Annotated in this window: 22 protein-coding genes and 2 tRNA genes; 10 read left to right on the top strand and 14 right to left on the bottom strand. The window is 68.2% G+C overall.

What is annotated here, in order from left to right; translation table 11 throughout:
- Window positions 1-8: 8 nt before the first annotated feature.
- From cysN to ACT009_RS03715, 7 genes are all read right to left on the bottom strand, one after another.
- Window positions 9-1,922, bottom strand: a complete 1,914-nt coding sequence (cysN, locus tag ACT009_RS03745; protein ID WP_445193033.1) for a sulfate adenylyltransferase subunit CysN — start codon at window positions 1,920-1,922, stop codon at window positions 9-11.
- Window positions 1,922-2,833, bottom strand: coding sequence for a sulfate adenylyltransferase subunit CysD (gene cysD / locus ACT009_RS03740; protein ID WP_445194003.1), 912 nt, complete (start codon window positions 2,831-2,833; stop codon window positions 1,922-1,924). Before cysD ends, cysN begins: the two co-directional genes overlap by 1 nt.
- A 45-nt stretch (window positions 2,834-2,878) precedes the next feature.
- On the bottom strand, window positions 2,879-3,094 hold the full coding sequence (locus ACT009_RS03735) for a hypothetical protein (RefSeq protein WP_445193032.1): 216 nt from the start codon (window positions 3,092-3,094) through the stop codon (window positions 2,879-2,881).
- Window positions 3,095-3,244: 150 nt separating this feature from the next.
- A tRNA-Pro gene (locus ACT009_RS03730) sits at window positions 3,245-3,321 on the bottom strand.
- 44 nt (window positions 3,322-3,365) lie between these two features.
- Window positions 3,366-3,441 (bottom strand) — tRNA-Ile (locus tag ACT009_RS03725).
- Between the two features lie 124 nt (window positions 3,442-3,565).
- On the bottom strand, window positions 3,566-3,829 hold the full coding sequence (locus ACT009_RS03720; RefSeq protein WP_445193031.1) for a hypothetical protein: 264 nt from the start codon (window positions 3,827-3,829) through the stop codon (window positions 3,566-3,568).
- 130 nt (window positions 3,830-3,959) lie between these two features.
- Window positions 3,960-5,357, bottom strand: a complete 1,398-nt coding sequence (locus ACT009_RS03715; protein WP_445193030.1) for a M20/M25/M40 family metallo-hydrolase — start codon at window positions 5,355-5,357, stop codon at window positions 3,960-3,962.
- 119 nt (window positions 5,358-5,476) lie between these two features.
- Here ACT009_RS03715 and ettA point away from each other — a divergent pair, with 119 nt between their 5' ends.
- On the top strand, window positions 5,477-7,156 hold the full coding sequence (gene ettA, locus ACT009_RS03710; RefSeq protein ID WP_445193029.1) for an energy-dependent translational throttle protein EttA: 1,680 nt from the start codon (window positions 5,477-5,479) through the stop codon (window positions 7,154-7,156).
- Window positions 7,153-7,674, top strand: coding sequence for a hypothetical protein (locus ACT009_RS03705; protein ID WP_445193028.1), 522 nt, complete (start codon window positions 7,153-7,155; stop codon window positions 7,672-7,674). The genes ettA and ACT009_RS03705 overlap by 4 nt, the downstream gene beginning before the upstream one ends.
- A 204-nt stretch (window positions 7,675-7,878) precedes the next feature.
- Here ACT009_RS03705 and ACT009_RS03700 read toward each other — a convergent pair whose 3' ends face one another.
- From ACT009_RS03700 to ACT009_RS03685, 4 genes are all read right to left on the bottom strand, one after another.
- A complete protein-coding gene (locus ACT009_RS03700; protein ID WP_445193027.1) occupies window positions 7,879-8,088 on the bottom strand; it encodes a hypothetical protein in 210 nt (69 codons plus the stop codon).
- A 196-nt stretch (window positions 8,089-8,284) separates the two neighbouring features.
- The gene (locus ACT009_RS03695) at window positions 8,285-9,079 is read right to left on the bottom strand and encodes an NYN domain-containing protein (protein WP_445193026.1); all 795 of its coding nucleotides are present in this window, start codon (window positions 9,077-9,079) and stop codon (window positions 8,285-8,287) included.
- 30 nt (window positions 9,080-9,109) lie between these two features.
- On the bottom strand, window positions 9,110-9,586 hold the full coding sequence (gene greB, locus ACT009_RS03690) for a transcription elongation factor GreB (protein WP_445193025.1): 477 nt from the start codon (window positions 9,584-9,586) through the stop codon (window positions 9,110-9,112).
- Window positions 9,587-9,589: 3 nt separating this feature from the next.
- Window positions 9,590-11,581, bottom strand: a complete 1,992-nt coding sequence (locus ACT009_RS03685; protein WP_445193024.1) for a transglycosylase SLT domain-containing protein — start codon at window positions 11,579-11,581, stop codon at window positions 9,590-9,592.
- A 77-nt stretch (window positions 11,582-11,658) separates the two neighbouring features.
- On the opposite strand from ACT009_RS03685, the gene dapA reads away from it, so the two are divergent.
- A complete protein-coding gene (dapA, locus tag ACT009_RS03680) occupies window positions 11,659-12,543 on the top strand; it encodes a 4-hydroxy-tetrahydrodipicolinate synthase (protein WP_445193023.1) in 885 nt (294 codons plus the stop codon).
- 200 nt (window positions 12,544-12,743) lie between these two features.
- Here dapA and ACT009_RS03675 read toward each other — a convergent pair whose 3' ends face one another.
- Window positions 12,744-13,688 carry an IS110 family transposase gene (locus ACT009_RS03675; RefSeq protein WP_445193022.1) on the bottom strand — a complete coding sequence of 315 codons (945 nt, stop codon included), beginning with the start codon at window positions 13,686-13,688 and terminating at the stop codon, window positions 12,744-12,746.
- Window positions 13,689-14,382: 694 nt separating this feature from the next.
- On the opposite strand from ACT009_RS03675, the gene smpB reads away from it, so the two are divergent.
- The 7 genes from smpB (at window position 14,383) to ACT009_RS03640 (ending at window position 22,689) form a co-directional block, all read left to right on the top strand.
- Window positions 14,383-14,865, top strand: coding sequence for an SsrA-binding protein SmpB (gene smpB, locus ACT009_RS03670; RefSeq protein ID WP_375422479.1), 483 nt, complete (start codon window positions 14,383-14,385; stop codon window positions 14,863-14,865).
- Window positions 14,865-15,434 (top strand): DUF2062 domain-containing protein, encoded by a 570-nt coding sequence (locus ACT009_RS03665; protein ID WP_445193021.1) that lies wholly within the window; start codon window positions 14,865-14,867, stop codon window positions 15,432-15,434. Before smpB ends, ACT009_RS03665 begins: the two co-directional genes overlap by 1 nt.
- A 41-nt stretch (window positions 15,435-15,475) precedes the next feature.
- The gene (locus ACT009_RS03660) at window positions 15,476-17,866 is read left to right on the top strand and encodes a response regulator (protein ID WP_445193020.1); all 2,391 of its coding nucleotides are present in this window, start codon (window positions 15,476-15,478) and stop codon (window positions 17,864-17,866) included.
- Window positions 17,867-17,907: 41 nt separating this feature from the next.
- The gene (locus ACT009_RS03655) at window positions 17,908-18,276 is read left to right on the top strand and encodes a response regulator (RefSeq protein ID WP_445193019.1); all 369 of its coding nucleotides are present in this window, start codon (window positions 17,908-17,910) and stop codon (window positions 18,274-18,276) included.
- Between the two features lie 127 nt (window positions 18,277-18,403).
- Window positions 18,404-20,128, top strand: a complete 1,725-nt coding sequence (gene ilvD, locus ACT009_RS03650) for a dihydroxy-acid dehydratase (RefSeq protein WP_445193018.1) — start codon at window positions 18,404-18,406, stop codon at window positions 20,126-20,128.
- Between the two features lie 9 nt (window positions 20,129-20,137).
- Window positions 20,138-21,514 carry an NAD(P)H-hydrate dehydratase gene (locus ACT009_RS03645; protein ID WP_445193017.1) on the top strand — a complete coding sequence of 459 codons (1,377 nt, stop codon included), beginning with the start codon at window positions 20,138-20,140 and terminating at the stop codon, window positions 21,512-21,514.
- On the top strand, window positions 21,511-22,689 hold the full coding sequence (locus ACT009_RS03640) for a class I SAM-dependent RNA methyltransferase (protein WP_445193016.1): 1,179 nt from the start codon (window positions 21,511-21,513) through the stop codon (window positions 22,687-22,689). Before ACT009_RS03645 ends, ACT009_RS03640 begins: the two co-directional genes overlap by 4 nt.
- 169 nt (window positions 22,690-22,858) lie before the next feature.
- Here ACT009_RS03640 and truA read toward each other — a convergent pair whose 3' ends face one another.
- The gene (gene truA / locus ACT009_RS03635; RefSeq protein WP_445193015.1) at window positions 22,859-23,605 is read right to left on the bottom strand and encodes a tRNA pseudouridine(38-40) synthase TruA; all 747 of its coding nucleotides are present in this window, start codon (window positions 23,603-23,605) and stop codon (window positions 22,859-22,861) included.
- Complete coding sequence (gene fmt, locus ACT009_RS03630) at window positions 23,602-24,507, bottom strand: methionyl-tRNA formyltransferase (RefSeq protein ID WP_445193014.1); 906 nt, start codon at window positions 24,505-24,507, stop codon at window positions 23,602-23,604. The genes truA and fmt overlap by 4 nt, the downstream gene beginning before the upstream one ends.
- Window positions 24,508-24,519 lie beyond the last annotated feature (12 nt).

Below are 24,519 nucleotides of genomic sequence, written 5' to 3'. Positions count from 1 at the left end.
GCGCAGGCTCACAGGTCGGGGCTCCAGACGCCGAGGATATGCTCGACGATCCGCTCGGCCGCCGCGTCGGCACGCTCGCGGCGCGTGTCGATGCGGAGGTCGGGCGCGCTCGGCGGTTCGTAGGCGCTGGTGATGCCGGTGAAGTTGGCGATCTGCCCGGCGCGCGCCTTGGCGTAGAGGCCCTTCACGTCGCGCGCCTCGGCATCCTCGATCGGAGTATCGACGAAGATCTCGACGAAGGTGTCCGGCGGCAGCATCGCGCGCACCATGTCACGTTCCGCGCGGAACGGCGAGATGAACGCGGTGAGGACGATCAGCCCGGCATCGGTCATCAGCTTGGCGACCTCGCCGACCCGGCGGATGTTCTCGATCCGGTCGGCATCGGTGAAGCCGAGATCGCGATTGAGCCCGTGGCGGACATTGTCACCGTCTAGAAGAAAGCTGTGCCGACCGAGCGCGTGGAGCTTCTTCTCGACCAGGTTAGCGATCGTCGACTTCCCCGAACCCGACAGGCCGGTGAACCACAGGACGCGCGGCACCTGACCCTTTTGCGCAGCATGTGCGGCGGGGCCGATATCGACCGACTGCCAATGCACGTTCTGCGCGCGGTGGAGCGAGAAGTTGATCATTCCCGCCGCGACCGTCGCGTTGGTCTCCCGATCGACCAGGATGAAGCCGCCGAGCTCGTGGCTGTCGGCATAGGGTTCGAACACCAGCGGGCGATCGGTATAGACCTCCGCCACGCCGATGTCGTTCAACTGGAGCGTCTTGGCGGACAGTTCGGCCTGAGTGTTGACGTCGACGACGTGACGCGGCGCCTGCACGGTGGCGCCGATCGTCTGCGTAGCGAGCTTCAGCCAATAGCCGCGACCAGGCACCAGCGCGGCATCGTCGAGCCATACCAGCGTCGCCTGGAACTGCGACGCGGCCTGCGGCGCGTCGGCGGCGGCGGCGATGACGTCGCCACGCGAGCAATCGACCTCGTCGGCGAGCACCAGCGTGATCGCCTCACCGGCCTCGGCCGCCTCGCGATCGCCGCCCGCCGCGACGATCCGCGCAACCCGGGTGGTGCGGCCCGACGGCACGATCCGGACCGGGTCGCCGACGCGGACGACGCCGCTCGCGATCGTGCCCGCAAAGCCGCGGAAATCGAGATCGGGGCGGTTGACCCATTGCACCGGCAGCCGGAACGTACCGGCGGCGGCGCGATCCGCGTCTACCGCGACCGTCTCCAGATGCGGCAGCAGCGCGGGGCCGTCGTACCAGGGCGTATCGGCCGATGCGGTGGCGACGTTGGCACCGGTGAGCCCCGACAACGGTATCGCGGTAAAGCGATCGATCCCGATCGAGGTCGCGAACGCGCGATAGTCGGCGACGATCGTGTCGAACACCGCCTGGTCGTTGCCGACCAGATCCATCTTGTTGACCGCTAGCACGATCTCGCGGATGCCGACGAGCTGCGCGAGATAGCTGTGCCGCCGGGTCTGGGTGAGCACGCCCTTGCGTGCATCGATCAGGATCACAGCGAGATCGGCGGTCGAAGCGCCTGTGACCATGTTGCGGGTATATTGTTCGTGGCCGGGCGTGTCGGCGACGATGAATTTGCGTTTTTCGGTCGAGAAGAACCGATAGGCGACATCGATGGTGATGCCTTGTTCGCGCTCGGCGGCGAGCCCGTCGACCAGCAGCGCGAAGTCGATGTTCTGCCCCTGCGTGCCGAGCCGCTTCGAATCCGCCTCGAGTGCGGCGAGCTGGTCCTCGAAGATCGTCTTCGAATCGTAGAGCAAGCGTCCGATAAGGGTCGACTTGCCGTCGTCGACCGAACCGCAGGTGATGAACCGCAGCATCGATTTTCGGGCGTGCGTGTCGAGATAGCGGTCGATGTCCGCGGCGACGAGCGCGTCGGGGGTGTAGGCGCTCATCAGAAATACCCCTCGCGCTTCTTCTTCTCCATGCTCGCGGCTTGGTCGTGGTCGATGGCGCGGCCCTGGCGTTCGCTGGTGGTGGTCAGCAGCATCTCCTGAATGATCGCCGGAAGGGTGTCCGCCTCGCTCTCAACCGCGCCGGTCAGCGGGTAGCAGCCGAGCGTGCGAAACCGGATCGAGCGTTCGACCGGGGTCTCGCCGGGCGCGAGCCTAAAGCGATCGTCGTCGACCATCAGCAGCATGCCGTCGCGCGTCACCGTCGGGCGCGGCGCGGCGAAATAGAGCGGTACGATCTCGATCCCCTCGGCGAGGATGTATTGCCAGATGTCGAGTTCGGTCCAGTTGGACAGCGGAAAGACGCGGATGCTCTCGCCCTTGTGGATCCGGGCGTTGAACAGGTGCCACAATTCGGGGCGCTGTGCCTTGGGGTCCCAGCCATGCGCGGCGGAGCGGAACGAGAAGATGCGTTCCTTGGCGCGGCTCTTCTCTTCGTCGCGGCGGGCGCCGCCGAACGCGGCGTCGTAGCCGCCGGCGGTCAGCGCCTGCTTCAGCCCTTCGGTCTTCCACAGATCGGTGTGGCGGCTGCCATGATCGAACGGGTTGATGCCCGCGGCTTCGGCCTGCGGATTGCGGTGGACGATCAGCTCCATGCCCGCGGCCGCCGCCGCCCGATCGCGCAACTCGTACATCGCACGGAACTTCCAGGTGGTGTCGACATGGAGCAGCGGGAAGGGCGGGCGCGCCGGAAAGAACGCCTTCCTGGCGAGGTGCAGCATCACCGCGGAATCTTTACCGACCGAATAGAGCATCACCGGTCGCTCCGCCTCGGCCACGACCTCGCGCAGGATATGGATGCTCTCGGCTTCGAGCCGTTGAAGATGGGTGAGCCCGCTCATGCCCGCCGAGATAGCGGCGCCGACGCCATGTGCGACCAAGTTATCCTGTGCCGGCCCCTAGTCGGCCTGCGAGCGCTCGATCGAATCGAGGATCCGGGTGCCCGCCATGAACACCGCTAGCGGCGATGCTGCGAACAGCAGCCAGCCGCCATAGCCCGGATATTGCTGGAGATAATGCACGCCGCGTTCGACTGCGCCGAGGCCGAGGCCATAGATAACGACGAACGCCTCGAACTTGGTCTTGATCGTGAAGAGCCGCGCGATCCTGTTCATGGGCTGGGCGATGCAACCACCGGGCCAGTGGCGGATTCGCGCCGATCCACCTTAACGAAGATGGTTACTTGTAAGTTAACCCGACGCATTCGGTGGCCGTCATCGACCAGCCTGGCTGAAGTGCGAGCGGAGATTATCAATTGTCGTAGATGGTCGGGGAGACAGGATTCGAACCTGCGACCCCCTGGTCCCAAACCAGGTGCGCTACCAGCCTGCGCCACTCCCCGAAGGATCGGTGCCCTAGGCCGGGTTGGCCGCGACCGCAAGCGATTGGTGGGCCCGGCAGGACTCGAACCCGCAACCTAGCCGTTATGAGCGGCCAGCTCTAACCATTGAGCTACAGGCCCCACCTGGCTTGCCGGTAGCGCAGCCCCGGAAAAAGCAAAAGCCGGACAACGAAAAAGGGCGCCCCGACCAGCGGAGCGCCCTTTTCCATGATCGTGCACCGGGGGCAAACCCCGATGCGGTCGATCACATGTTGTCGGCCTTCTCGTCCGCGGCATCGCGGACGTTGTCGGCTGCTGCGTTCATGTTGTCCGCGGCGTTCGACATCGCACCGGCGGCGGCGCCGGTCGTTGCGTTGTCCGCCATGGCGTCCATGTTGTCAGCCTGCATTTCCATGTTGTCGGCCAGCATGTCCGCGTTGTTCTCAACGGCGGCAGCTTCAGGCGACTTCGAGCACGCAGCGACGGACATCAGGCCGGCGGCAGCGAGAACGAAAGCGATCTTCTTCATTCGATTGCTCCCAAGCATAGCAATAATCGCGGCCGACCCGATTGCCGTCGCGAAGCGGCTCAAATACCGCACGACTCCTCGCGGTCAATGCGCAAATTCACACGGCTGTCATGTTTGCGACGAAATTGCGTCACTTTCGTGGTGTGACCGGGCCGAATTCCTCGGAAGCGTTGGCGACGATCGCGAGCATCGTCGTCCAGGCGGCGACGTTTTGCGCGAGCTGCGTGGGGTCGATCCGGTCGAGCACGTCGTCGGGCGTGTGGTGCGTATCGAAGTAGCGTAGGCCCGACTGGTTGAGGTCGACCGCTGGCGCGCCAAGCGCGAGCATCGGACCGACATCGGTGCCGTCGCCGCCGACCCCGGTGCCGCGGCCGATGCCGAGCGGCGCAAGCGCGGACGCCAGGCGGTCGCCGACCGCCGTGGCGGTGGCGGGCAGGTTGACCTCGAAGCGCCAAACTCGATCCGCGCCGAAATCGCTCTCGCTCGCGAGCGCGTGCGGTTCGCTGCCGTGGACGCGAGCATAGTCGCGACCGCCATACCCGCCGGGCTCCTCGGCGCCGAACCAGACCACGCGAATGGTGCGGCGTGGCCGCGGTCCGTCGAGCAGGCGCTTGGCGGCGGCGGCGGTGATCGCGACGCCCGATGCGTCGTCGATCGCCCCGGTGCCGAGATCCCAGCTGTCGAGGTGGCCACCGATCAAGACGATGCCGGCTTTGGGATCGGAGCCGGGGACCTCGGCGATGACGTTGCCGGAGGTGCCGGTGCCCCCTGACCGTGGGGTTAGCACCAGCTTCATCCGCACCGGCTTGCCGCGCTGGGCGACGCGTTCGAGCAGCTCGGCGTCGGGCACCGACAGCGCTGCAGCGGGGATCGCGGCGACGCCGGCGGGAAAGTTGGTCCCGCCGGTATGCGGGTTGCGGTGCTTGTCGGTGCCGATCGAGCGGATCACCACCGCCGCGGCGCCCTTGCCGGCGGCGATGCCGGGGCCGACGAAGCGGGCGGGGCCGAAGGCGCCGTAGCTCGATCCGTCCTGGGTCGGCTCCATGGCGTTGCCGACATAGACGATCTTGTTGGCGACGGTGGCGGCCGGCGCGGCGACGAGCTCGCCATAGGTCTTGAACACCACGACGTCGGCGGTGATGCCCTCCGGCGGCGTCGCCCCCGAATTGCCCAGCGCGACGAGCTTCAGCGTCTGCGGGAAGGGCGAGACGATCTCCGCGGTCTCGGCGCCGCGCAGCCAGACCGGCATCTGGTAGGTTTCCACGCGAACGTTCTTGAAGCCGAGCGCCTTCAGCCGCGCGACCGCCCAGGTGCGCGCGCGTGCCTCGGCCTCGGTGGCGGCGAGGCGCTGGCCGACCTCGGTGGTGAGGCCTTCGACCAGGTCGTAGGCGAGCGTGTCGTTCAGCGCGGCGTCGCGCAGCGCCGCGACCTTCGGATCGACCGGCGCCGGGGGCGGGGGCGCGGCACGTTGCGCGAGTGCGGGGGTGGCGAGCAGGGCGGAGGCGAGCAACAACGAACGGATGGGCATGCAGTGATTCCTTCGGTGCGACCGGCGGACGAACGGCGCACGCGTTGCCAATGCACGCCGCCGTCGCTATCTGCGATCCATAATTCCCGCCCTTTTCAAGCACGGAGCGCGCGACCGCAATGGCCGTCCAGTATACCTACGTCATGAAGGGTCTGACCAAGACCTTCCCCGGCGCCAACAAGCCCGTCCTCAACAACATCAGCCTCCAGTTCCTGCCGACCGCGAAGATCGCGATCATCGGCCCGAACGGATCGGGCAAGTCGACCCTGATGAAGATCATGGGCGGAATCGACTCCGACTTCACCGGCGAGGCGTGGGCGGCCGAGGGCGTCCGCGTCGGCTATCTGCCGCAGGAGCCGCAGCTCGACCCAACCAAGGACGTGATGGGCAACGTGAAGGACGGGGTGCGCCCGGTCGCCGACCTCGTCGACCGCTTCAACGCGATCTCCGCCGAAATGGGCGATCCGCAGGACGACACCGACTTCGACGCGCTGATGGAGGAGATGGGCGAGCTGCAGGCAAAGATCGACGCAGTCGACGGCTGGGCGCTCGACAGTCAGCTCGAACAGGCGATGGAGGCGTTGCGCTGCCCGCCCGGCGACAGCCCGGTCGACAACCTGTCCGGCGGCGAGAAGCGTCGCGTCGCACTGTGCAAGCTGTTGCTGGAAAAACCCGACATCCTGCTGCTCGACGAACCGACCAACCATCTCGACGCCGAGAGCGTGCAGTGGCTGGAGAATTACCTGAAGGAATATGCCGGCAACGTCATCCTGGTGACGCATGACCGCTACTTCCTCGACAACGTCGTCAACTGGGTGCTCGAGCTCGATCGCGGCCGCTACTACACCTATGAGAGCAACTATTCGGGGTATCTCGAAAAGAAGGTCAAGCGGCTCGAGCAGGAAGAGCGCGAGGAGCAGGGCAAGCAGAAGGCGATCGCCGACGAGCTGGCCTGGATGCGCCAGACCCCCAAGGCCCGGCAGACCAAGTCCAAGGCGCGGATCCGTGCGTTCGACGAGCTGATGGAGAAGCAGGAGAACCGCGTCGCGGGCAAGGCGCAGATCCTGATCCAGCTTCCCGAGCGTCTGGGCGGCAAAGTGATCGAGGCCAAGGGGCTGACCAAGGCTTATGGCGACAAGCTGCTGTTCGACGGGCTCGACTTCACGCTGCCGCCCGGCGGCATCGTCGGGGTGATCGGGCCGAACGGCGCGGGTAAGTCGACCCTGTTCAAGCTGATCACCGGGCAGGAACAGCCCGACACCGGCACGATCGAGGTCGGGACGACGGTGAAGCTCGGCTATGTCGACCAGAGCCGCGACGATCTCGATCCCAACAAGAACGTCTGGCAAGAAATATCCGACGAGCTCGAGATCTTCCGCTTCGGCAAGCAGGAGATGGGCACGCGGGCCTATGTCGGCGCGTTCAACTTCCGCGGGCCGGACCAGCAGAAGAAGGTCGGGCAGCTATCGGGCGGCGAGCGCAACCGCGTACACATGGCCAAGATGCTGAAGGAGGGCGGCAACGTCCTGCTGCTCGACGAGCCGACCAACGATCTGGACGTCGAGACGCTGCGCGCGCTGGAGGAGGCGCTCGAAACCTTCGCGGGCTGCGCGGTGGTGATCAGCCATGACCGCTTCTTCCTAGACCGGCTCTGCACGCACATCCTGGCGTTCGAGGGCGACAGCCATGTCGAATGGTTCGAGGGCAATTACGAGGCGTACGAAGAGGACAAGCGCCGCCGTCTGGGCGACGCCGCCGACCGGCCGACGCGGCTGGCGTACAAGAAACTGACGCGGTGATCCGCGGCCTCGACGAGGAACTGGCCGCCCACAAATACGCCCATGTCGAGCGAGAGCGGCGGTTCCTTGTCGATGCGGAGCGGTGCCCTGATCTGAGCGGGGCGCCTGCGATTCGGATCGAGGATCGCTATGTTATCGGCACGCGTTTCCGGTTGCGTCGGATGACGGAACTAGGGTCCGGACGGGTCGTGCTGAAGCTGGCGAAGAAGTATGACGTCGCGGATGTGCTGGCGCGGCCGATGGTCACGGCTTACCTGACCGATGCCGAATATTCGCTGTTCGCGACAATGCCGGGGCTGCCGATCGAGAAGGTGCGATATCGTGTCGTCGAAGGCTCGGACGTGTTCGGAATCGATCGCTTCGAAGGAGCGCTGGCCGGGCTCCTGATGGCCGAGATCGAGTGCGAGGATGCCAAAACGCTCGCTGCAGTAACGGTGCCGGCATGGGTGACGCGGGAAGTCACGAACGATGCGGCTTATCAGGGCGGATCGTTGGCGGCTCGCGGGCTTCCGACCTGATCGGCGCTAAAGCCTGTCTGCCAAAATCCTAAGCGACCCAAGGGTCGTCGAGGTCAGCTCATCACCGACACGTAGCTGCCGAGTGGCAGCGAACCACTCTCCTTCCGGCGGCCACACCTGGTGTAATACCCGGTTGGTCACGTCGACGATCCAATATTCCGCTAACCCGGCCGCCGCATAGACGGCGGACTTGACGGTCAAATCCTACTCCAGGGTGCTCGCGGACACCGAGACGACCGGCGCCACCGACGGGCTCGGTACGGCATCATTGCCCATGATGTCGCCCGTCAGGAGAATGTCACGGCACGGCATCGACTCATCGCCGAGTGTCGCACTGCCACCCGTGCCGACGAACAGCGTGCTGCCCAAGTCCTCTAGCGCGCGTCCAAGGCGATAGGCGAATTCGTCCTTCATCCACATGTGCGGATGCCATTCGGGGCTAATGACTATCTTTCTCCGGCGTTCAGTCCGGTGCCGGAAGCGCCGAAAGTACCGTGTTCGACGACGCGAAGGTAGTCGTCGATGCGGACGCTGTACTTGCCGGGCGAAAGGCGTTCCTGCAGCGTAACCGGTCTAATTACCACTTCGGACCCGCGGCCTCAGTAACTAGTCACCGCAGCCGCTTCACGAACGATCGGCCGCCCTCGCGGCGTTCGATCTGGAAGTTGGGGACCGCCTCCATCAGGTCGGACAAACGGTTGTAGCCGTAGTTGCGGGCGTCGAAGCTCGAGCGGTTGGCGGCGAGCTGGCCCATCGCCGACAGGCTGACATAGCCGCGTTCGTCGCGCTTCGACGCGTCATAGGCATCGACCAACAGCTTGAGCAGTTCGGGGCCGACCGGTGCCTTCGCCTTGGATCGCGGCGCGCCGGCGATGGCGGGGGGCAGGACTTGGTCGATCGGGATCTCGGCGCTCGGCGGGCCGGTGGGGGCGGGCGCCTCGCCGAGGCTGGGGGATGCGGTCGAGGTCAGCGCGCCGACGTCGATGAAGCGGGTGCAAGCCTGCTTGAACGCTTCCGGGGTCTTGCTGGCGCCGAAGCCGTAGACCGGGAGGCCGTCCTGGCGGATGCGCATCGCAAGCGGCATAAAATCGCTGTCCGACGACATGATCCCGAAGCCCTCGACCCGACCGCGGAACAGCAGGTCCATCGCGTCGATCGTCATCTTCATGTCGGTCGCGTTCTTGCCCTTGGTGATGTCGAACTGCTGCTGCGGTTCGATGCCGTGCTTGATCGACATGTCGCGCCACGGCTTCAACCCGGGCTTGGTCCAGTTGCCGTAGACGCGCCGGACGTTGACCGTGCCGAGTTCGGCGAGGACCGTGAGCACGGGGTCGAGCGTCGCCGCGGACGCGTTGTCGGCGTCGATGAGCAGGGCGATGTTGCGGGTGGGCGTCTGGTCGGTCATGCGCCACCCTTGCCCCGCCGCCCGCGACGGTCAACCATAGCTGATCGCGAGCACCTCATATTCGCGCTCGCCCGACGGCAGCACGACGCGGCGGAGATCGCCGACCGCGGCGCCGCGCAGCGCCCGGGCGATCGGCGCGTTCCAGCCGATCCGGCCCGCCGCCGTGTCGGTCTCGTCGTCACCGAGCAAGGTCAGCACGCGCTGCTGGTCGTCCTCATCGACGATCGTCACGGTGGCGCCGAACCAGATGCGGGAGCGATCCGACTGGGCCGAGGCATCGACCACCTTCGCGGCCTTCATTCGTCGGGACAGCCAGCCGAGGCGGCGGTCGATCTCGCGCAGCCGCCGCTTCCCGTAGATATAGTCGCCATTTTCCGACCGATCGCCATTGCCGGCGGCCCAGGAGACGGTTTCGACCAGCGCCGGTCGTTCGGTCGCGAAAAGCTGGTCGTATTCGGCCCGAAGCGCGGCATAGCCGGCGGGCGAGATGTAGTTCGGCGCGTCCAACGATCAGCCCGGGCGCGACTTGCCGAGATACCAGCTGAGCCGCGCGGCGCCGGTGCTCTTGGCGCGAGCCGGATTCATCAGGTCGTAGACGACCGCGTTCTCGATCACCCGCTGGACGTAGTTCCGGGTCTCTTGGAACGGGATCATCTCGATCCAGTCGACCATGTCGACCGCGCCGGTTCGGGGATCGCCGTTCGCGCGGAGCCACTTGTTCACGTTGCCGCCACCGGCATTATAGGCAGCGATCGCAAGTGGATAGCTGTTATAGTTGGCATAGATACGTTGAAAGTAGCTCGATCCTAGCATGATCGACAGATTGGGATCGGTGGTGAGTGCGGCAGGCTGGTAGGCCAGGCCGATCTTCCCCGATTGCTCGCGGGCGGTGCCCGGCATCAGCTGCATCAGCCCGCGCGCGCCGGCGCTGCTGACCGCGGTCTTGTCGAACTGGCTTTCCTGGCGGGCGATCGCATGGATGATCGTCCAATTGTCTTCGTAGCCGGCGGGCACCGATACGGTCGGGAAGGCGGTGGCGGCGTGATCGGTGAGACCGTTCTGCATCGCGTTGCGGCCGACCATGACCGCGAGATCGGGCCGGTTGATGGTCCGCGACAGTTCCGCGACGAGGATGTGGTCGTCGCTGGTCGATGCATCGGCGGCGATCTGGCGGACGAAGGCGGTCTGATCCTGCCAGTCGGCGATCTGGCCGAGGAACTTGACCGCGCGCACCGTTTCGCGCGCGTCAAAGGCGGCGCGGGCGGCGGGATCGATCACCGGCGCGGTCAGCGGGGTCGGCGCGACCAGCGGCTTGCCGGTACGTTCGAGCGCGAGCTGCCCGTAGAACTGGTCCCGATAGCCCGCGGCACGACCGTAGAAGCCGGCAGCCTCCACCGATTTCCCCGCGGCCTCGGCAGCGCGTCCGGCCCAGTAGAAGCCCTTGGCGCGGGTCTGCGGCGATTGGCTGCCGCGGCCGTAGCGATCGAACATCGTCATCGCGTCCGCCGGGCGGGCAAGCTGCTTCAACGCCACCTGGCCGGCGAGCCAGGCGAGGCTCGTATAATCGTCGCGCTCGCCATAGGGTTTGGCGGAGACGTCGGTGCCGGGCGGGTAGGCGTCGTCGACCTGGCGCGCGATGTCGTAGGCGAGCTGATACTGCGCGTCGGCGCTGGCGGCGCGCGCGTTGGTCAACAGGACCTCGTACCATTTCTCGACATTGGCGGGACGTCGCGCCAGCGAGCGCGTCTGCGCCAGCCAGGTCCGCGCGGTCGGCCCGGCGCCGCTGTCGCGCAGCCACACCGCCCGATCGGCGATGTAGCCGGGATCGTCGGCGTAGAGCGTCTGGGTGGTCATCGCCAGGTTCGCGGCGTCGGCGGCGTTGGTGCGGAACGATAGGCGCGCGGCGAAGGCGGAACGGCGTTCGGGGCTGGTATTGCCGAGCTGGCGAGCGGCGGTGCCGGTCGATCCCTGCCACAGCAGCGCGTCCATCCGCGCGTCGTGATCCGCGGGGGTGAGCGCGACGGTGAAGCCGGTAAGGATCAGGCTTTCGTCCGGGGCCGACAGCGAGCCCATTCGCCAGGCGGCGCGGGCGGCGGCATCGGCCTCCGCGTTCCGGCCGAGCGCGCGGAGTGCGCGGGCGTGGGCGACGGCGCCGGCGGCGGACTGCGGCGGGTAGCGCTGGAAGAAGGTGACGACCGACGAGGGCGAGGCGGTGCTCGCCTGACGCTCGGCGGCGCGGCGGTTGGCCGACTGGCCGGGCCAGCCGGGATGCGCGCTCACGAAGCCGGCATAGCTGTCGAAGGGCAAGGCGTCGGTCTGCTGGAGCGCGCGCCACTGCGCGATGGTCGCGGCGATCGCACCGTCGGCCGGATTGGCGGGTGGCTGCGCGCTCATGTTCGCCATCTGGGTGCGGTAACGGTCCAGCTGGTCCTGCGCGACGGTCGAGGTGCCGCCCGCGAGGAGCGCGATGATCATGCCGGTGCGGAGGCTGGTTGCGTTCATATGGACAGGATACGTATCCAACCCGTATCTGTCCTGAACAAAACGACCCAATCGGCGCAGCAGGAGCGCGTATCATCATGTTTTCAGGATCGATCCCGGCGCTCGTCACGCCGTTCGCCGCCGATGGCGCGATCGACGCGGCGGCGTATCGAGCGCTGATCGACTGGCAGATCGCCGAAGGATCGTCGGCGCTGGTGCCGTGCGGGACGACCGGCGAGGCGGCGACGCTGTCCGCCGAGGAGCATTTCGGCGCGGTGCGGGTGTGCGTCGATCAGGTCGCGGGCCGGGTTCCGGTGATCGCCGGCGCAGGATCGAACGACACGCGGGTTGCGGCCGACAATCTGCGCCGCGCCAGGCAGGCGGGGGCGGACGCGGCGCTGATGGTGCCGCCCTATTACAACCGGCCGAGCCAGGAGGGCATCTTCCGCCACTTTGCCGCGCTGGCCGAGCAGACCGAGCTGCCGATCGTGCTGTACAACGTGCCGGCACGGACGGTGACCGACATCCTGCCGGCGACTCTGGCGCGGATCGTGACCGCATTTCCGGAGATCTTCGTCGCGGTGAAGGACGCGAGCGGCGCGATCGCGCGGGTGTCGCAGCACCGGGCGAGCTGCGGCGATCGCTTCGTGCAGCTTTCGGGCAACGACGACATGGCGCTGGCGTTCAACGCGATGGGCGGCAGGGGGTGCATCTCGGTATCCGCCAACGTCGCGCCGCGACTCTGCGCCGACCTTCAGGCGGCGTGCGCGGCGGGCGACTATGCGGCGGCGCTGGCGCTGCAGGACCGGCTCTTCCCGCTGCACGACGCCCTGTTCAGCGATGCCTCGCCGGGGCCGGTGAAATATGCGCTGTCGCGGGTGCGGGCAGGGTTCCCGACGGGGATCCGGCTGCCGATGACGTGGCCGTCGGTAGAGTCGCAGCGCATGGTGGATGCGGCGCTGGCGCATGCCGGGTTGGCGTGAGGGCGGCGGGCGAAGAGTCACAAGAGTCGCACCACCCGCGTGAGTCGGTGAGGGTGGACCGACGATGAGAAACAGCTGGACGTGTCGAGTGCGTGGGCTTGTCCAACATTGCAAGCGGGCCGGCACCTTCTAAATTCTTCACCGCCAGGGGAGGCGATCGGATATGAATTGCGGCGTTGTTACACTGCTCCGTCATCAACTCAGTTCATCGCCATGGTGTCGCGGATGCGTGCGTTGGCGATGACGAGGAGTTTTCGCATGACGGCGACGAGGGCGACGATCGGTTTCTTGCCGTTTGCGATCAGTCGTTTGTAGAAGCTTTTGAGGGTGGGGTTGTGTCTGGCCGCGGCGAGGCCTGCCATGAAGAGGGCCTGCTTGACCTCGGGCCTGCCACCGCGGGTCCTGCGGTAGGCGTCGTGGCTGCCGCTCTGTCTCGGATGTGGCGCGAGGCCGGCGAGCGCGGCGGCCTGGCGGCGTCCGAGGGTGCCGAGCTCGGGCATGAGGGCGACGAGCTGGGCGGCGGTGGCGGGGCCGATGCCGGGGATGGCGCGCAGGGTCGTGGCGGCCCGGTTCAGTGGTTCGCAGGCGTCGATCAGGGTCGCGATGTCGGCGTCGATGCCGGCGATCTCGGCATCGAGCGTGGCGAGGATGCGCTGCAGGCGGGGCGCGACCGGTGCCGTGCCGGGCGCCTGTAGCCGGTTGCGGCAGGCGACGCGCTGGCGAACGCACTCGCGCCGGGTCGAGACCAGCAGGGCGAGCTGGTCGCGCTGCTCGTCGCGGGGCTGCCAGCGCGCCAGCGCGCCGTGCCGTTCGCGCCCGTAGGCGGCGAGCGCGCGGGCGTCGATGCCGTCGGTCTTGCCGAGGATCCCGAACGAGCGGATGAAGGCCTTCACCTTGCGGGCATCGGCACGGTGCACCGGGCGGCCGGCGGCGACCAGCGCGTTCAGCAGGCCGGCCTCGTAGCCGCCGGTGGCTTCGCAGACGACCAGGCCCGTCGGCTCGAGCGTGCCCGCGAAGTCGGCCAGCGCCTGGGGATCGTTGGCGATCCTGGTCGTGCGTCCGCTTCGGCTGTCGAACACGACGATCTCGGCCTTGCCGACATCGCAGCCGATAAAGCTGTCGGGAATGGTAGCAGAATCATGCATCGGACATTATCCTCCAGTGGCTTGTGATCGTCTGCGGGCGTGGTTTTCACCAGTGGCCCAGGCAACTCACCAAGCGTCAAGGCGAAGCGGATAGCCGACCAAGATGACGACGGGCGCGAGCCCAACCCCGGAACGGTCCAGCTATCCGCGCCCGGGTCGGGTGGCCACCCGACCCGGGCATCCCGCTTATGCGCGGAACGAGCGACTTCTAAACTGGCGATAACAGACAACCCCGGACTTGTTCCGGGGTCCACCCGTCCGCACGTTCATAGGCCGTTGATTTGCGGGACCGTGGACCCCGGAACAAGGCTCTCCTGAGCGAAGTCGAAGGGTCCGTGGTGACGAAGAATTGGGCGTTGCGATCGCGAAGTGCTGCCCGGCTGGGAGGATATCCTGGTCTGCGGGCGGACCGAGCAGCCATACCGCTTGAAGCCGCTCCCGCCTCGATACGGCGAGCCAGCGTTGCCCAAGGCGGAGGTGAGGGTGCTCAGCGAAAACCTGCTCAACCAGGATCGATTTGGATTAGCGCCCCGCTTGCAGGGACGCCGCTAAGCGCCCTTCCGCTGATACGCTGACGGGTGGCGGTGCCCACCCCCTTGCGGCGACGAAATCGATCGTTCCGCAACCGCGCCCGCGCACCGGATCGTCGCGGGCGGCTTCCCAGCGGGCGTGGTTGCTCCTACATCGCAGGCCGATGGCTCGTCCCAAACCCCCCGTTTTCGAAAAAACCAAGATCGTCGCCGAGAACCGGCGCGCACGGTTCGAATATTCGATCGACACCGTCTACGAAGCCGGCATCGCGCTGACCGGGACCGAGGTGAAGTCGCTTCGCTTCGGCCAGGGCTCTATCGCGGAGAGTTATGCCGAGGTGAAGGACGAGCAGGTCTGGCTGATCAACGCCAACGTGCCCGAATTCAGCCACGGCAACCGCTTCAACCACGAAGCCAAGCGGCCGCGTAAATTGCTCCTTCACGAGCGCGAGATAAACAAGCTCCACGGGGCGGTGGCGCGGCAGGGCATGACGCTCGTCCCGCTATCGGTCTATTTCAATTCGAAGGGGCGCGCGAAGGTGGAGCTGGCCTTGGCCAAGGGTCGCAAGGACCATGACAAACGCGAGGCCATCAAGGAGCGCGAATGGAAGCGCGAGGCCGGCCGCGTGCTCCGCGACCGCGGCTGATGGCGAGCGCCGCGCCGACCTTGTGGCAGCGCGCGGTCGCATGGGGCCGGCGCAACCTGCCGACCCGCGAATCGATGGAGCAGAATCGGCTGCTGCGCCCGGTCGCCCACCGCGTGTTGGCGCCCGAGCTGTGGCGGTTCACGCGGCGATCGGTGCCGCGCGGGGTTGCGCTCGGGATGATTACGGGGATCCTCTGCCCGGTGGCGCAGATCCCGCTGTCGGCGGTGCTGGCGCTGCCGGTGCGCGCCAACGTGCCGACCGCGGCGCTGACGACGCTGATCACCAACCCGCTGACCACCCCGCCCTTGTGGGTCGCGGCGTATTGGATCGGGCGCTGGATCCTGCATCTCGACGATCACCTGCCCGGCGCCCCGGTGGCGGATGCCGCCAATCTGGGGTGGGTCCAGTGGCTGTTGTCGGAGGCGGGGCCCGCCACCGCTATTGGGTTGCTGATCATCACCGCGGTGTTCGCGATCGGCGGGTTCCTGTTGTCGGCGCTCGGCTGGCGGTTGTGGATCGCGCGGAAATGGCGGCATCGGCACGACCATCGCCACGGTCAGCTTCACTGATCGCTTGACGACGCCGCGCCGCTGACCAGAAGGCATACGCCGTGGCATCGCTTCCCCTTCCATCCGGGTCGTCCCCGATCAAGATTGCGGCGCTGCTCGCGATCGGCACCACCGTCGTCGCGGCGGCACTGGTGCTGTTGCTCGCCGACAGCCTGGTCGCGGCGGTCGGTTTCCTGGCGATGGGGCTGGTCACGGGCGGGGCGGTGTTCGCCTGGCGGCTGCTGGGCCCGCAGCAGCGCGTCGAGCAGCGGACGATCGACTGGGATTTCACCCGCAAGCTGGCAGAGGCGAGTAGCGGCGCGGTCGCGGTAACCGACCGCGCCGGTCGGCTGATCTGCGCCAACGACGCGTTCGAGGCGTTGTTCGCGGGCTTTCCGACACCACCGGGTCTGCCGCTGGACGATGACGGGGTCGATCGGCTCGGCGCCGCCGGTCGGCATGGCTGGCGCGACGGCAGCGGCTATGCCGCGGGGTTGTCGATCGATGGCAAGCGATTGTCGGCGCAGGTCGCGCGGGCTGGCGACGACGCCGACATGCTGGTCTGGTCGTTCACCGTGCTCCACGAGGAAGACCTGGCCGCCTCGACCGAGGCGATGATCGCGGGGCACCCCGGCGATCGGCTGGGCGGCGCCGGGGTGATGGCCGCGCTGATCGCGTCGGACGGGCGGATCCGCGCCGCCAACCGGGTGTTCGCGGCGCGCGCGCTGGGCGGCGATGGCGAAATCGAGGGGCGCGACTTCGCGCGGCTGTTGATCACCGACAGCCGCGGGCTGGTGCGGTTCGAGCGCGAGGGACTGGACGGGACGCCGCTGCGGGTTCTCCAAATCCCGTTCATGGAGGGCGATCACGCCCCGGTGCTGGTGGCGATGCTCGACGACGAGGATACCGCGCCTGCGATCGGCGCGAGTGCGTCGGCGCACGTCCGCAGCCTCGTCAGCCTGATGCCGTTCGGGATGGCATTGGTCGACCGCGAGGGGCGGTTCCTGCAGATGAACGATTCGTTCGTGCGCGCGGCATCGGTCGATCCGGCGGCGCCGCCGCTCTATCCGGGCGATCTGGTGGTGCGCGAGGACAAGGGCGCTGTGGCGGACGCGATCCGGCGCTTTGCGGGCGGGGCGACGCACTCGACCGACATGGCGGTGCGGCTGAAGGACCATCCCGACGAGCCGGTGGCGCTGACCATCGCCGGCGCGCGCGGGTTGGGCGATGCCGCGGTGTTCCTGAGCCTGAAGGACAATACCGAGGAGACGCGGTTGAAGCGGCAGGTCGCGCAGGCGACCAAGATGCAGGCGGTCGGCCAGCTCGCGGGCGGTGTCGCGCACGACTTCAACAACATTCTGACCGCGATTATCGGGCATTGCGATCTGATGATGATGCGCCATTCGCCGGGTGACAGCGATTACGATGACATCCAGCAGATCCGGACCAATTCCAACCGCGCGGCGAGCCTGACCCGCCAGCTGCTCGCCTTCTCGCGTCAGCAGACGCTGCGGCCGCAGGTGTTGCAGCTGCCCGACGTCGTGTCGGAGGTATCGAACCTGCTGAAGCGGCTGATGGGCGAGACGGTGCGGCTCGACGTCAGCCACGGCCGCGGGCTGGGCGCAGTGCGCGCCGATCCGGGGCAGCTGGAGCAGGTCGTGGTCAATCTGGCGGTCAATGCGCGCGATGCGATCATGGCGGCGAACCCGCGGGGCGGAGGGACGCTGACGATCCAGACTCGTGCGCTGCCCGCGGCGCAGGTGCGCGCGCTCGGCTACGACATCCTGCCTGTCGCGGACTATACGACGCTGATCGTCAGCGACACCGGGACCGGCATCCCGCCGGAGGTGCTGCCGAAGATCTTCGAGCCGTTCTTCACGACCAAAGAGGTCGGCAAGGGCACCGGGCTGGGGCTGTCGACGGTCTACGGCATCGTCAAGCAATCGGGCGGCTACATCTTTGCGGATTCGAAGCCGGGGCAGGGATCGAGCTTCACGCTGTACCTGCCGGTGCACACCGCCAACACCTCGCCCGCGCCGGCCCGACTGTCGGCGCCGCGATCGACGGTGAAGCCCGCCGAGATGTGGGGCACGGGGACGATCCTGCTGGTCGAGGACGAGGACATGGTCCGCGCGGTGGCCGAACGCGCGCTGACGCGGCAGGGTTATACCGTGCTGACCGCGGAAAATGGCGAGGTGGCGCTGCAAATACTCGACAAGACCGAGCGTCCCGATCTGCTGATCAGCGACGTGGTGATGCCGTTGATGGACGGCCCGACGATGGTCCGTCATGCACGTGAAAAGTATCCGGACCTGCCGATCATCTTCATGTCGGGTTATGCCGAAGAACAGTTGCGGCGATCGATCGACCTGGATCGCGTCGCGTTCCTGCCCAAGCCGTTTTCGGTCCAGCAATTGGCGGAGGCGGCGCGCGACGTGCTGGCCAATCGCTGATCCGACTGGCAACGGCGCAGGTAAGCGGTTAAGGCCGGGGAATGACAGGACCCAGGCAGATCCTCATCGTCGAGGACGAACCGCTTATCGCCATGATGCTCGAGGATTTCCTCGAGGTGCTCGACAAGCAGGCGGCGGGGGTCGTCGACAGCGTCGCCGATGCGCTGGCACGGATCGACAAGGGCGAGATCGACGCCGCGATCCTCGACGTGAACCTGCGTGGCGGCGAGAAGAGCACGTCGATCGCAGAAGCGCTCGCGGCCAAGAACATCCCCTTCGTGTTTGCGACCGGCGGCGGCGACGACAGCGTCGACGAACGATTTCGCGATCGCCCGCGGTTGCAGAAGCCGTTCACGATGGACGGGGTCGCCAAGGCGCTCGACGGTCTGGTGGTCGCCGACGCGCGCTGAGGCGCGCTACAGAGTATTGGGCTCCCGCGTTCACGGGCGCACATCGAATTGCGATTGCGGCGAACCTGCATCCGCTGACGCTTAGATGCTTGCGTGAGTGGCTTACCCGACGCAATAGCCTGTCGCCATGACCCAGTTCGACAAGTCTCGCCTGCCGAGCCGCCACGTGTCGGTCGGTCCCGAAAGGGCGCCGCACCGCAGCTATTATTATGCGATGGGGATCTCCGAGGAGGACATCGCCAAGCCGTTCGTCGCGCTGGCATCGGCGGGCAACAATTCGGCGCCATGCAACACCACGCTGGATGCGCAGGCCGATGCGGCGCAGGCCGGGGTGATCCATGGCGGCGGAATGCCGCGACGGTTCAATACCATCACCGTCACAGACGGGATCGCGATGGGCCACCAGGGGATGAAGTCCTCGCTGGTCAGCCGCGAGGTGATTGCGGATTCGGTCGAGTTGTCGGTACGCGGGCATTGCTACGACGCGCTGGTGGGCTTTGCGGGGTGCGACAAATCGCTGCCCGGCATGATGATGGCCATGCTGCGGCTGAACGTGCCGTCGATCTTCGTCTATGGCGGGTCGATCCTGCCCGGACGATTCAATGGACGCGACGTCACCGTTGTCGACGTGTTCGAGGCGGTCGGCCGGTTCGCGGCGGACGATAACAGCTGCCCGCTGTCCGAGCTGACCGCGCTCGAGAAGGTCGCCTGTCCGGGGCACGGTGCGTGCGGCGGGCAGTTCACCGCCAACACCATGGCCTGCGTCGGGGAAGCAATCGGATTGTCGTTGCCGAACAGCAATATGGTGCCTGCTCCTTACAGCTCGCGCGAGCAGATCGCGGTGGCAGCTGGCGCACAGGTGATGGAGCTGGTCGCGCGCAACCTGCGGCCGCGCGACATCTGCACGCGCGAGGCCTTCATCAACGCCGCGCGCGTGGTCGCGGCGACCGGCGGATCGACCAATGCCGCGCTGCACCTGCCCGCGATGGCGCACGAGGCTGGGATCGAGTTCGACCTGTTCGACGTCGCAGAGGCGTTCCGGTCGACCCCGTACATCGCCGACCTGAAACCCGGCGGGCGATATGTGGCGAAGGACATGTACGAGGCCGGCGGCGTCTACATGCTGATGAAGACGATGCTGTCGGGCGGCTTCCTGGACGGCAATTGCCTGACCGTGACGGGGCGGACGCTCGGCGAGAACATCGGCGAGGTGACGTGGAATCCCGACCAGAAGGTGATCTACGACGTCAAGGCGCCGCTGTCGCCGACGGGCGGCGTGGTCGGCCTGCGCGGCAGCCTGGCGCCCGACGGTGCGATCGTGAAGGTCGCGGGGATGCACCGGCTGCAGTTCGAGGGCCCGGCGCGGGTGTTCGATTGCGAGGAGGATACATTTGCGGCGGTCGAGGCGCGGCAGATCCGCGAGGGCGAGGTGGTGGTGATCCGCTACGAAGGGCCCAAGGGCGGACCCGGCATGCGCGAGATGCTGTCGACCACCGCGGCGCTCTACGGGCTGGGAATGGGCGAGAAGGTCGCGCTGATCACCGACGGACGCTTTTCGGGCGCGACCCGCGGATTCTGCATCGGCCATGTCGGGCCCGAGGCGGCGGACGGCGGGCCGATCGCGCTGGTCGAGGATGGCGACACCATCCGGATCGATGCCGAGGCCGGGACGATCGACCTGTTGGTCGCCGACGAGGTGCTGGCCGAGCGGCGTGCGGCGTGGCGGCCGCGGGTCAACGACTATCAGTCGGGCGCCTTGTGGCGCTATTCGCGCAATGTCGGTCCGGCCTATCAGGGCGCGGTCACGCATCCCGGCGCGGCGGCCGAGCGGCACGTCTATGCGGACATCTGAGCGGGGCCGATGACGCCCGTCGAGGGCAGCGCGATCCTGACCGCCACGGCGATGCGGGCGGCGGAAGATGTGGCGGTGGCGGAAGGATCGAGCGTCGAGGCGCTGATGGACCGCGCGGGCGAGGCGATCGCCACGGCGGTACAGCGGCTGGCGGGTGGGCGCGCGGTGCTGGTGCTGTGCGGCCCGGGCAACAATGGTGGCGACGGCTATGTCGCGGCAGCGCGGCTGCGCGCGGCGGGGCTGACGGTGCGAGTAGCGGCGAGTGGTCCGCCGCGCACAGAGGCGGCGTCGCGGGCGCGTGCGGCGTGGGGCGGAGAGGTCGTGGCGCTCGGCGAAGCGGCGGCGGCGCCGGTGCTGGTGGATGCGCTGTTCGGAACGGGACTTGGCCGACCGCTGGCGGCCCCGGTCATCGAAGCGCTGCACCGGCTGGCCGCGGAAGCGTGGCTGTCGATCGCGGTCGACCTGCCGAGCGGGGTCGCGACCGACGACGGTGCGGTGATGAGCGAGCCGCCGCGGTTCGCGGTGACGCTGGCGCTGGGTGCGGCCAAGCCGTCGCACCTGCTGCAGCCCGCGGCGCGCTTTGCGGGCGCGGTGCGGGTCCTCGACATCGGCGTGGTCGCGCACGGGCCGACGCGCGCGTTGGCGCCACCGGTGCTCGGCGCGCCGGGGCCTGACGCGCACAAGTTCGCGCGCGGGATGGTCGCGATCGTGGCGGGTGCGATGCCCGGGGCGGCGGCGCTTGCGGCCACGGCAGCGGCGCGGACCGGGGCGGGTTACGTGCTGGCGCTGGGGAGCGGCGGCGCCGTGCCGCACGCGATCGTCCGCCGGCCGTTCGCTGCGGAGGCGCTGGCGGACGCGCGGTTCGGCGTGGTGCTGATCGGGCCGGGGCTCGGCCGCGACGAGGAGGCGCGCGCCAGGCTCGGCGCGTCGCTGGCATCGGGCCGCGCCTTGGTAATCGATGGCGATGCGTTGCACCTCACCCAGCCCGCGGCGCTCCACGGTCATGGCGGCACGATCGTGTTAACGCCGCACGAGGGCGAGTTCCGGGCGATGTTCGGCGCGCTGCCGGGCAGCAAGATCGATCGTGCGCGCGCGGCGGCGTCCGCGGCAGGGGCAGTCGTCGTCTACAAGGGCGCGGACACCGTGATCGCGGCGCCGGGCGGGCGGGTGTGCGTGGCGGGCGCGGCGAGCGGGTGGCTCTCCACCGCGGGCAGCGGCGACGTGCTCGCAGGCGCTGTCGCGGCGATGGTCGCGGGCGGGCTCGATCCGTTCGATGCGGCGTCGGCGGCGGTATGGCTCCACGGTGAGGCGGCGCGGCTCTGCGGCGGGAGCTTCGTCGCCGACGACCTTGCCGCGGCGCTGTCCGCTGCTAGGGCATCGCGATGACCGAGATCCTCCGCGTCGCGGCGCGCGGCGATGGCGTCACCGCCGACGGCCGCCACGCCGCCTTCGCCGCGCCGGGCGACATGCTGACCGACGAGGGCGTCGTCGTGCCGGGACCGCACCACCAAATGCCGCCCTGCGTCCATTTCCCGGCCTGTGGGGGGTGCCAGCTCCAGCATCTCGACGATTCCGCCTATGCCACGTTCGTCACCGACCGGGTATTCTCCGCGCTCGACGGGCAGGGGATCGCCGCGCCGTTGCGCGCGCCGCTGGTTTCGCCGCCACGGACGCGGCGCCGGGCGACGCTGCATGCGGACGGGAAGGGCGGGCGGATCACGCTCGGCTTCACCGGGCAGGAGAGCCATGCGATCGTCGACATGAAGATGTGCGACATCCTGCACCCGGTGCTGTTCGCGCTCGTCGCGCCGCTGCGCGGGCTGCTCCGGCAGCTGGGATTGCGGCGGCGGGCTGACATCCACCTGGCGCTGATCGACCAGGGCCCCGACGTGCTGGTCTCGGGGATCGCCGCGGAAGGGCTGGCGGCGGCAGAGGCGATCAATGGCTTTTGCGAACGCCACGGCATCGCGCGGTTCGCGATCGACGACGGGATCGGACCCGAGACACGGTGGGAGCCAGACGCGGCGACGATCACGCTCGGCGGCGTGCCGGTGCCGTTCCCGCATGCCGCGTTCCTGCAGGCGACTGCGGAGGGCGAGGCGGTGCTGGTCGCGGCGATGCGCGAGGCGGTGAATGGCGCGGCGACGGTGGCGGATCTGTTCGCGGGGTTGGGCACTTTCGCCTTGTCGGTGCCGGGCAAGGTTTATGCGGCGGAGGGCGCGCGCGATGCGCTCTATGCGCTGAAGGCGGCGGCCGGGCTTGCGCGGCGACCGGTGTTCCCGGAGCATCGCGATCTGTACCGGCGGCCGTTGACGACCGCCGAGCTCGACCGGTTCGATGCGGTGATCATCGATCCGCCGCGGTCGGGCGCGCGCGAGCAGATCGAGGCAATGGCGGCGACACGGGCGCCGGTTATAGGGTATGTTTCGTGTAATCCCGGTAGCTTCGCACGGGATGCGAAGATCTTGTGCGATGCCGGGTGGCGACTCGATTGGGTACAGCCGGTGGGGCAGTTCCGGTGGTCGACGCATGTCGAGCTGGCGTCTCGGTTCTTTCGGTAGCGTTCGCGGCTTGGAAGGAGGTGGGTTCGCGCGGAGACGCGGAGGAGGTTGCCCCTGCGACAGCTATATCTGCTCTTTCCGCCTGAACTCTTGCTGCTGCCGCCGGTTGGAGAATGCCGCAGTCGCGGCAGGCGACACTTTCTCCGCGTCTCCGCGCGAACCATCTTCTTCAGCCCGCAGGATAGTTCGCCGCTACGAAGAACAGGCCGTCCGGGGGTGCGTTGAGGCCCAGGCGGGAACGGTCGCGGGCGGAGAGCGCCTCGCCGACCTGGTCGATGGTCCAGCGGCCCATGCCGACCAGCGCCAGGCAGCCGACCATCGAGCGGACCTGATGGTGGAGGAAGGAGCGCGCTTCGGCGTGGATGGCGAGGCGGTCGCCGGTGCGGACGACGTCGAGGCGGTCGAGGGTGCGGACCGGGCTGTCGGCCTGACAATGCGCGGAGCGGAAGGTGGTGAAGTCGTGCCGGCCGACGAGCAGGTGCGCGGCGCGGTGCATTGCGGTGGCGTCGAGCGGTTGCGGGACCTGCCAGGCGCGGCCGGCCTCGTGGGTCAGCGGCGCGCGGCGGCTGACGATGCGGTATTCATAGGCGCGGCCGGTGCAGGAGAAGCGCGCGTGCCAGTCGTCCGGCACTAGCTCGCAGGCGAGGATCGCGACCGGGGCGGGGCGGAGCAGTGCATTCAGCGCCTCCATCAGGCGGAATGCGTCGACCGGCTTGGCGATATCGAGATGCGCGCGCATCGCCAACGCGTGGACCCCGGCGTCGGTGCGGCCGGCGGCATGCACCGCGACGGTCTCGCCGGTCATCGCGCCGGCGGCGGCCTCGATCGCGGCCTGGACGCTGGGGCCGTGCGACTGCCGCTGCCAGCCCATGAACGGGCCGCCGTCATATTCGACGGTCAGGGCGAAACGGGTCAAAGCCGGGTGCCGGCCGGGACCGGGAAGCCCCTGAGCAGATCCGCGGTCGGCCCGGCGGCGCGACCGGCGCGCTGCACCCAGGTCGGCCGGATTGCGCCGCTGCCGCAGGCGATCGTCAGGCGATCGTCGAGCACCATGCCGGGGACGCCCTCGCCCGGCGCTATCTCGGTGGCGAGGATCTTCACGCGGTCGCCGGCGATCTCGATCCAGGCGCCGGGGGCGGGGTTGAAGGCGCGGACGAGCCGATCGATTGCCGCGGCAGGCTCGGCGAAGTCGATCCGCGCCTCGGCCTTGTCGATCTTGGTTGCGTAGGTCATGCCGTCCTCGACCTGCGCGACCGCGGGGTAGCGATCGAGGTCGCCGAGCACCTCGATCATCAGCCGGGCGCCCATCGCGGACAGCTCGGTGGTGAGCTCGCCCGCGGTCTTGCGGTCGATCGGGGTGCGGCCCTCTAGCCGGACCGGGCCGGTATCGAGCCCGCTCTCCATCTGCATGATGCCGACCCCAGTTTCCCTATCGCCGGCGAGGATCGCGCGCTGCACCGGCGCCGCCCCACGCCAGCGCGGCAGCAGCGAGCCGTGGACGTTGAGGCAGCCATGACGCGGTGCCGCCAGGATCGGCCGCGGCAGGATCAAGCCATAGGCGGCAACGACCGCGACATCGGCGTCGAGCGCGGCGAAGGCGGCCTGTGCCTCGGCATCGCGCAGGCTCGTCGGGGTGCGGACCTCGATCCCGAGCGCCTCGGCGCGGCGATGGACCGGTGACGCGACCAGCTCGCGACCCCGCCGCCCGCCCGGCCGCGGCGGCTGGCAATAGGCGGCGACGACGCCGTGGCCGGCGGCGACCAGCGCGTCGAGCACCGGCACCGCGAACTCGGGCGTTCCCATGAAGACGATACGCATGGACCGGGCTTC

The sequence above is a fragment of the Sphingomonas sp. Tas61C01 genome, assembly GCF_052567495.1.
Note: the sequence above shows the minus strand (reverse complement) of the source record. Positions and strands in the feature narration are given on the sequence as shown.

Bases quoted from the DNA above. Each gene is read 5' to 3' on its own strand.
- ACT009_RS03720 (WP_445193031.1), bottom strand. From the start codon at position 3,829: ATGAAGAAGATCGCTTTCGTTCTCGCTGCCGCCGGCCTGATGTCCGTC.
- ACT009_RS03665 (WP_445193021.1), top strand. From the start codon at position 14,865: ATGGCGAGCGCCGCGCCGACCTTGTGGCAGCGCGCGGTCGCATGGGGC.
- cysN (WP_445193033.1), bottom strand. From the start codon at position 1,922: ATGAGCGCCTACACCCCCGACGCGCTCGTCGCCGCGGACATCGACCGC.
- dapA (WP_445193023.1), top strand. From the start codon at position 11,659: ATGTTTTCAGGATCGATCCCGGCGCTCGTCACGCCGTTCGCCGCCGAT.
- ACT009_RS03640 (WP_445193016.1), top strand. From the start codon at position 21,511: ATGACCGAGATCCTCCGCGTCGCGGCGCGCGGCGATGGCGTCACCGCC.
- ACT009_RS03675 (WP_445193022.1), bottom strand. From the start codon at position 13,688: ATGCATGATTCTGCTACCATTCCCGACAGCTTTATCGGCTGCGATGTC.
- ACT009_RS03735 (WP_445193032.1), bottom strand. From the start codon at position 3,094: ATGAACAGGATCGCGCGGCTCTTCACGATCAAGACCAAGTTCGAGGCG.
- ettA (WP_445193029.1), top strand. From the start codon at position 5,477: ATGGCCGTCCAGTATACCTACGTCATGAAGGGTCTGACCAAGACCTTC.
- ACT009_RS03715 (WP_445193030.1), bottom strand. From the start codon at position 5,357: ATGCCCATCCGTTCGTTGTTGCTCGCCTCCGCCCTGCTCGCCACCCCC.
- ACT009_RS03655 (WP_445193019.1), top strand. From the start codon at position 17,908: ATGACAGGACCCAGGCAGATCCTCATCGTCGAGGACGAACCGCTTATC.
- ACT009_RS03700 (WP_445193027.1), bottom strand. From the start codon at position 8,088: ATGAAGGACGAATTCGCCTATCGCCTTGGACGCGCGCTAGAGGACTTG.
- smpB (WP_375422479.1), top strand. From the start codon at position 14,383: ATGGCTCGTCCCAAACCCCCCGTTTTCGAAAAAACCAAGATCGTCGCC.
- ACT009_RS03695 (WP_445193026.1), bottom strand. From the start codon at position 9,079: ATGACCGACCAGACGCCCACCCGCAACATCGCCCTGCTCATCGACGCC.
- ilvD (WP_445193018.1), top strand. From the start codon at position 18,404: ATGACCCAGTTCGACAAGTCTCGCCTGCCGAGCCGCCACGTGTCGGTC.
- ACT009_RS03645 (WP_445193017.1), top strand. From the start codon at position 20,138: ATGACGCCCGTCGAGGGCAGCGCGATCCTGACCGCCACGGCGATGCGG.
- fmt (WP_445193014.1), bottom strand. From the start codon at position 24,507: ATGCGTATCGTCTTCATGGGAACGCCCGAGTTCGCGGTGCCGGTGCTC.
- ACT009_RS03685 (WP_445193024.1), bottom strand. From the start codon at position 11,581: ATGAACGCAACCAGCCTCCGCACCGGCATGATCATCGCGCTCCTCGCG.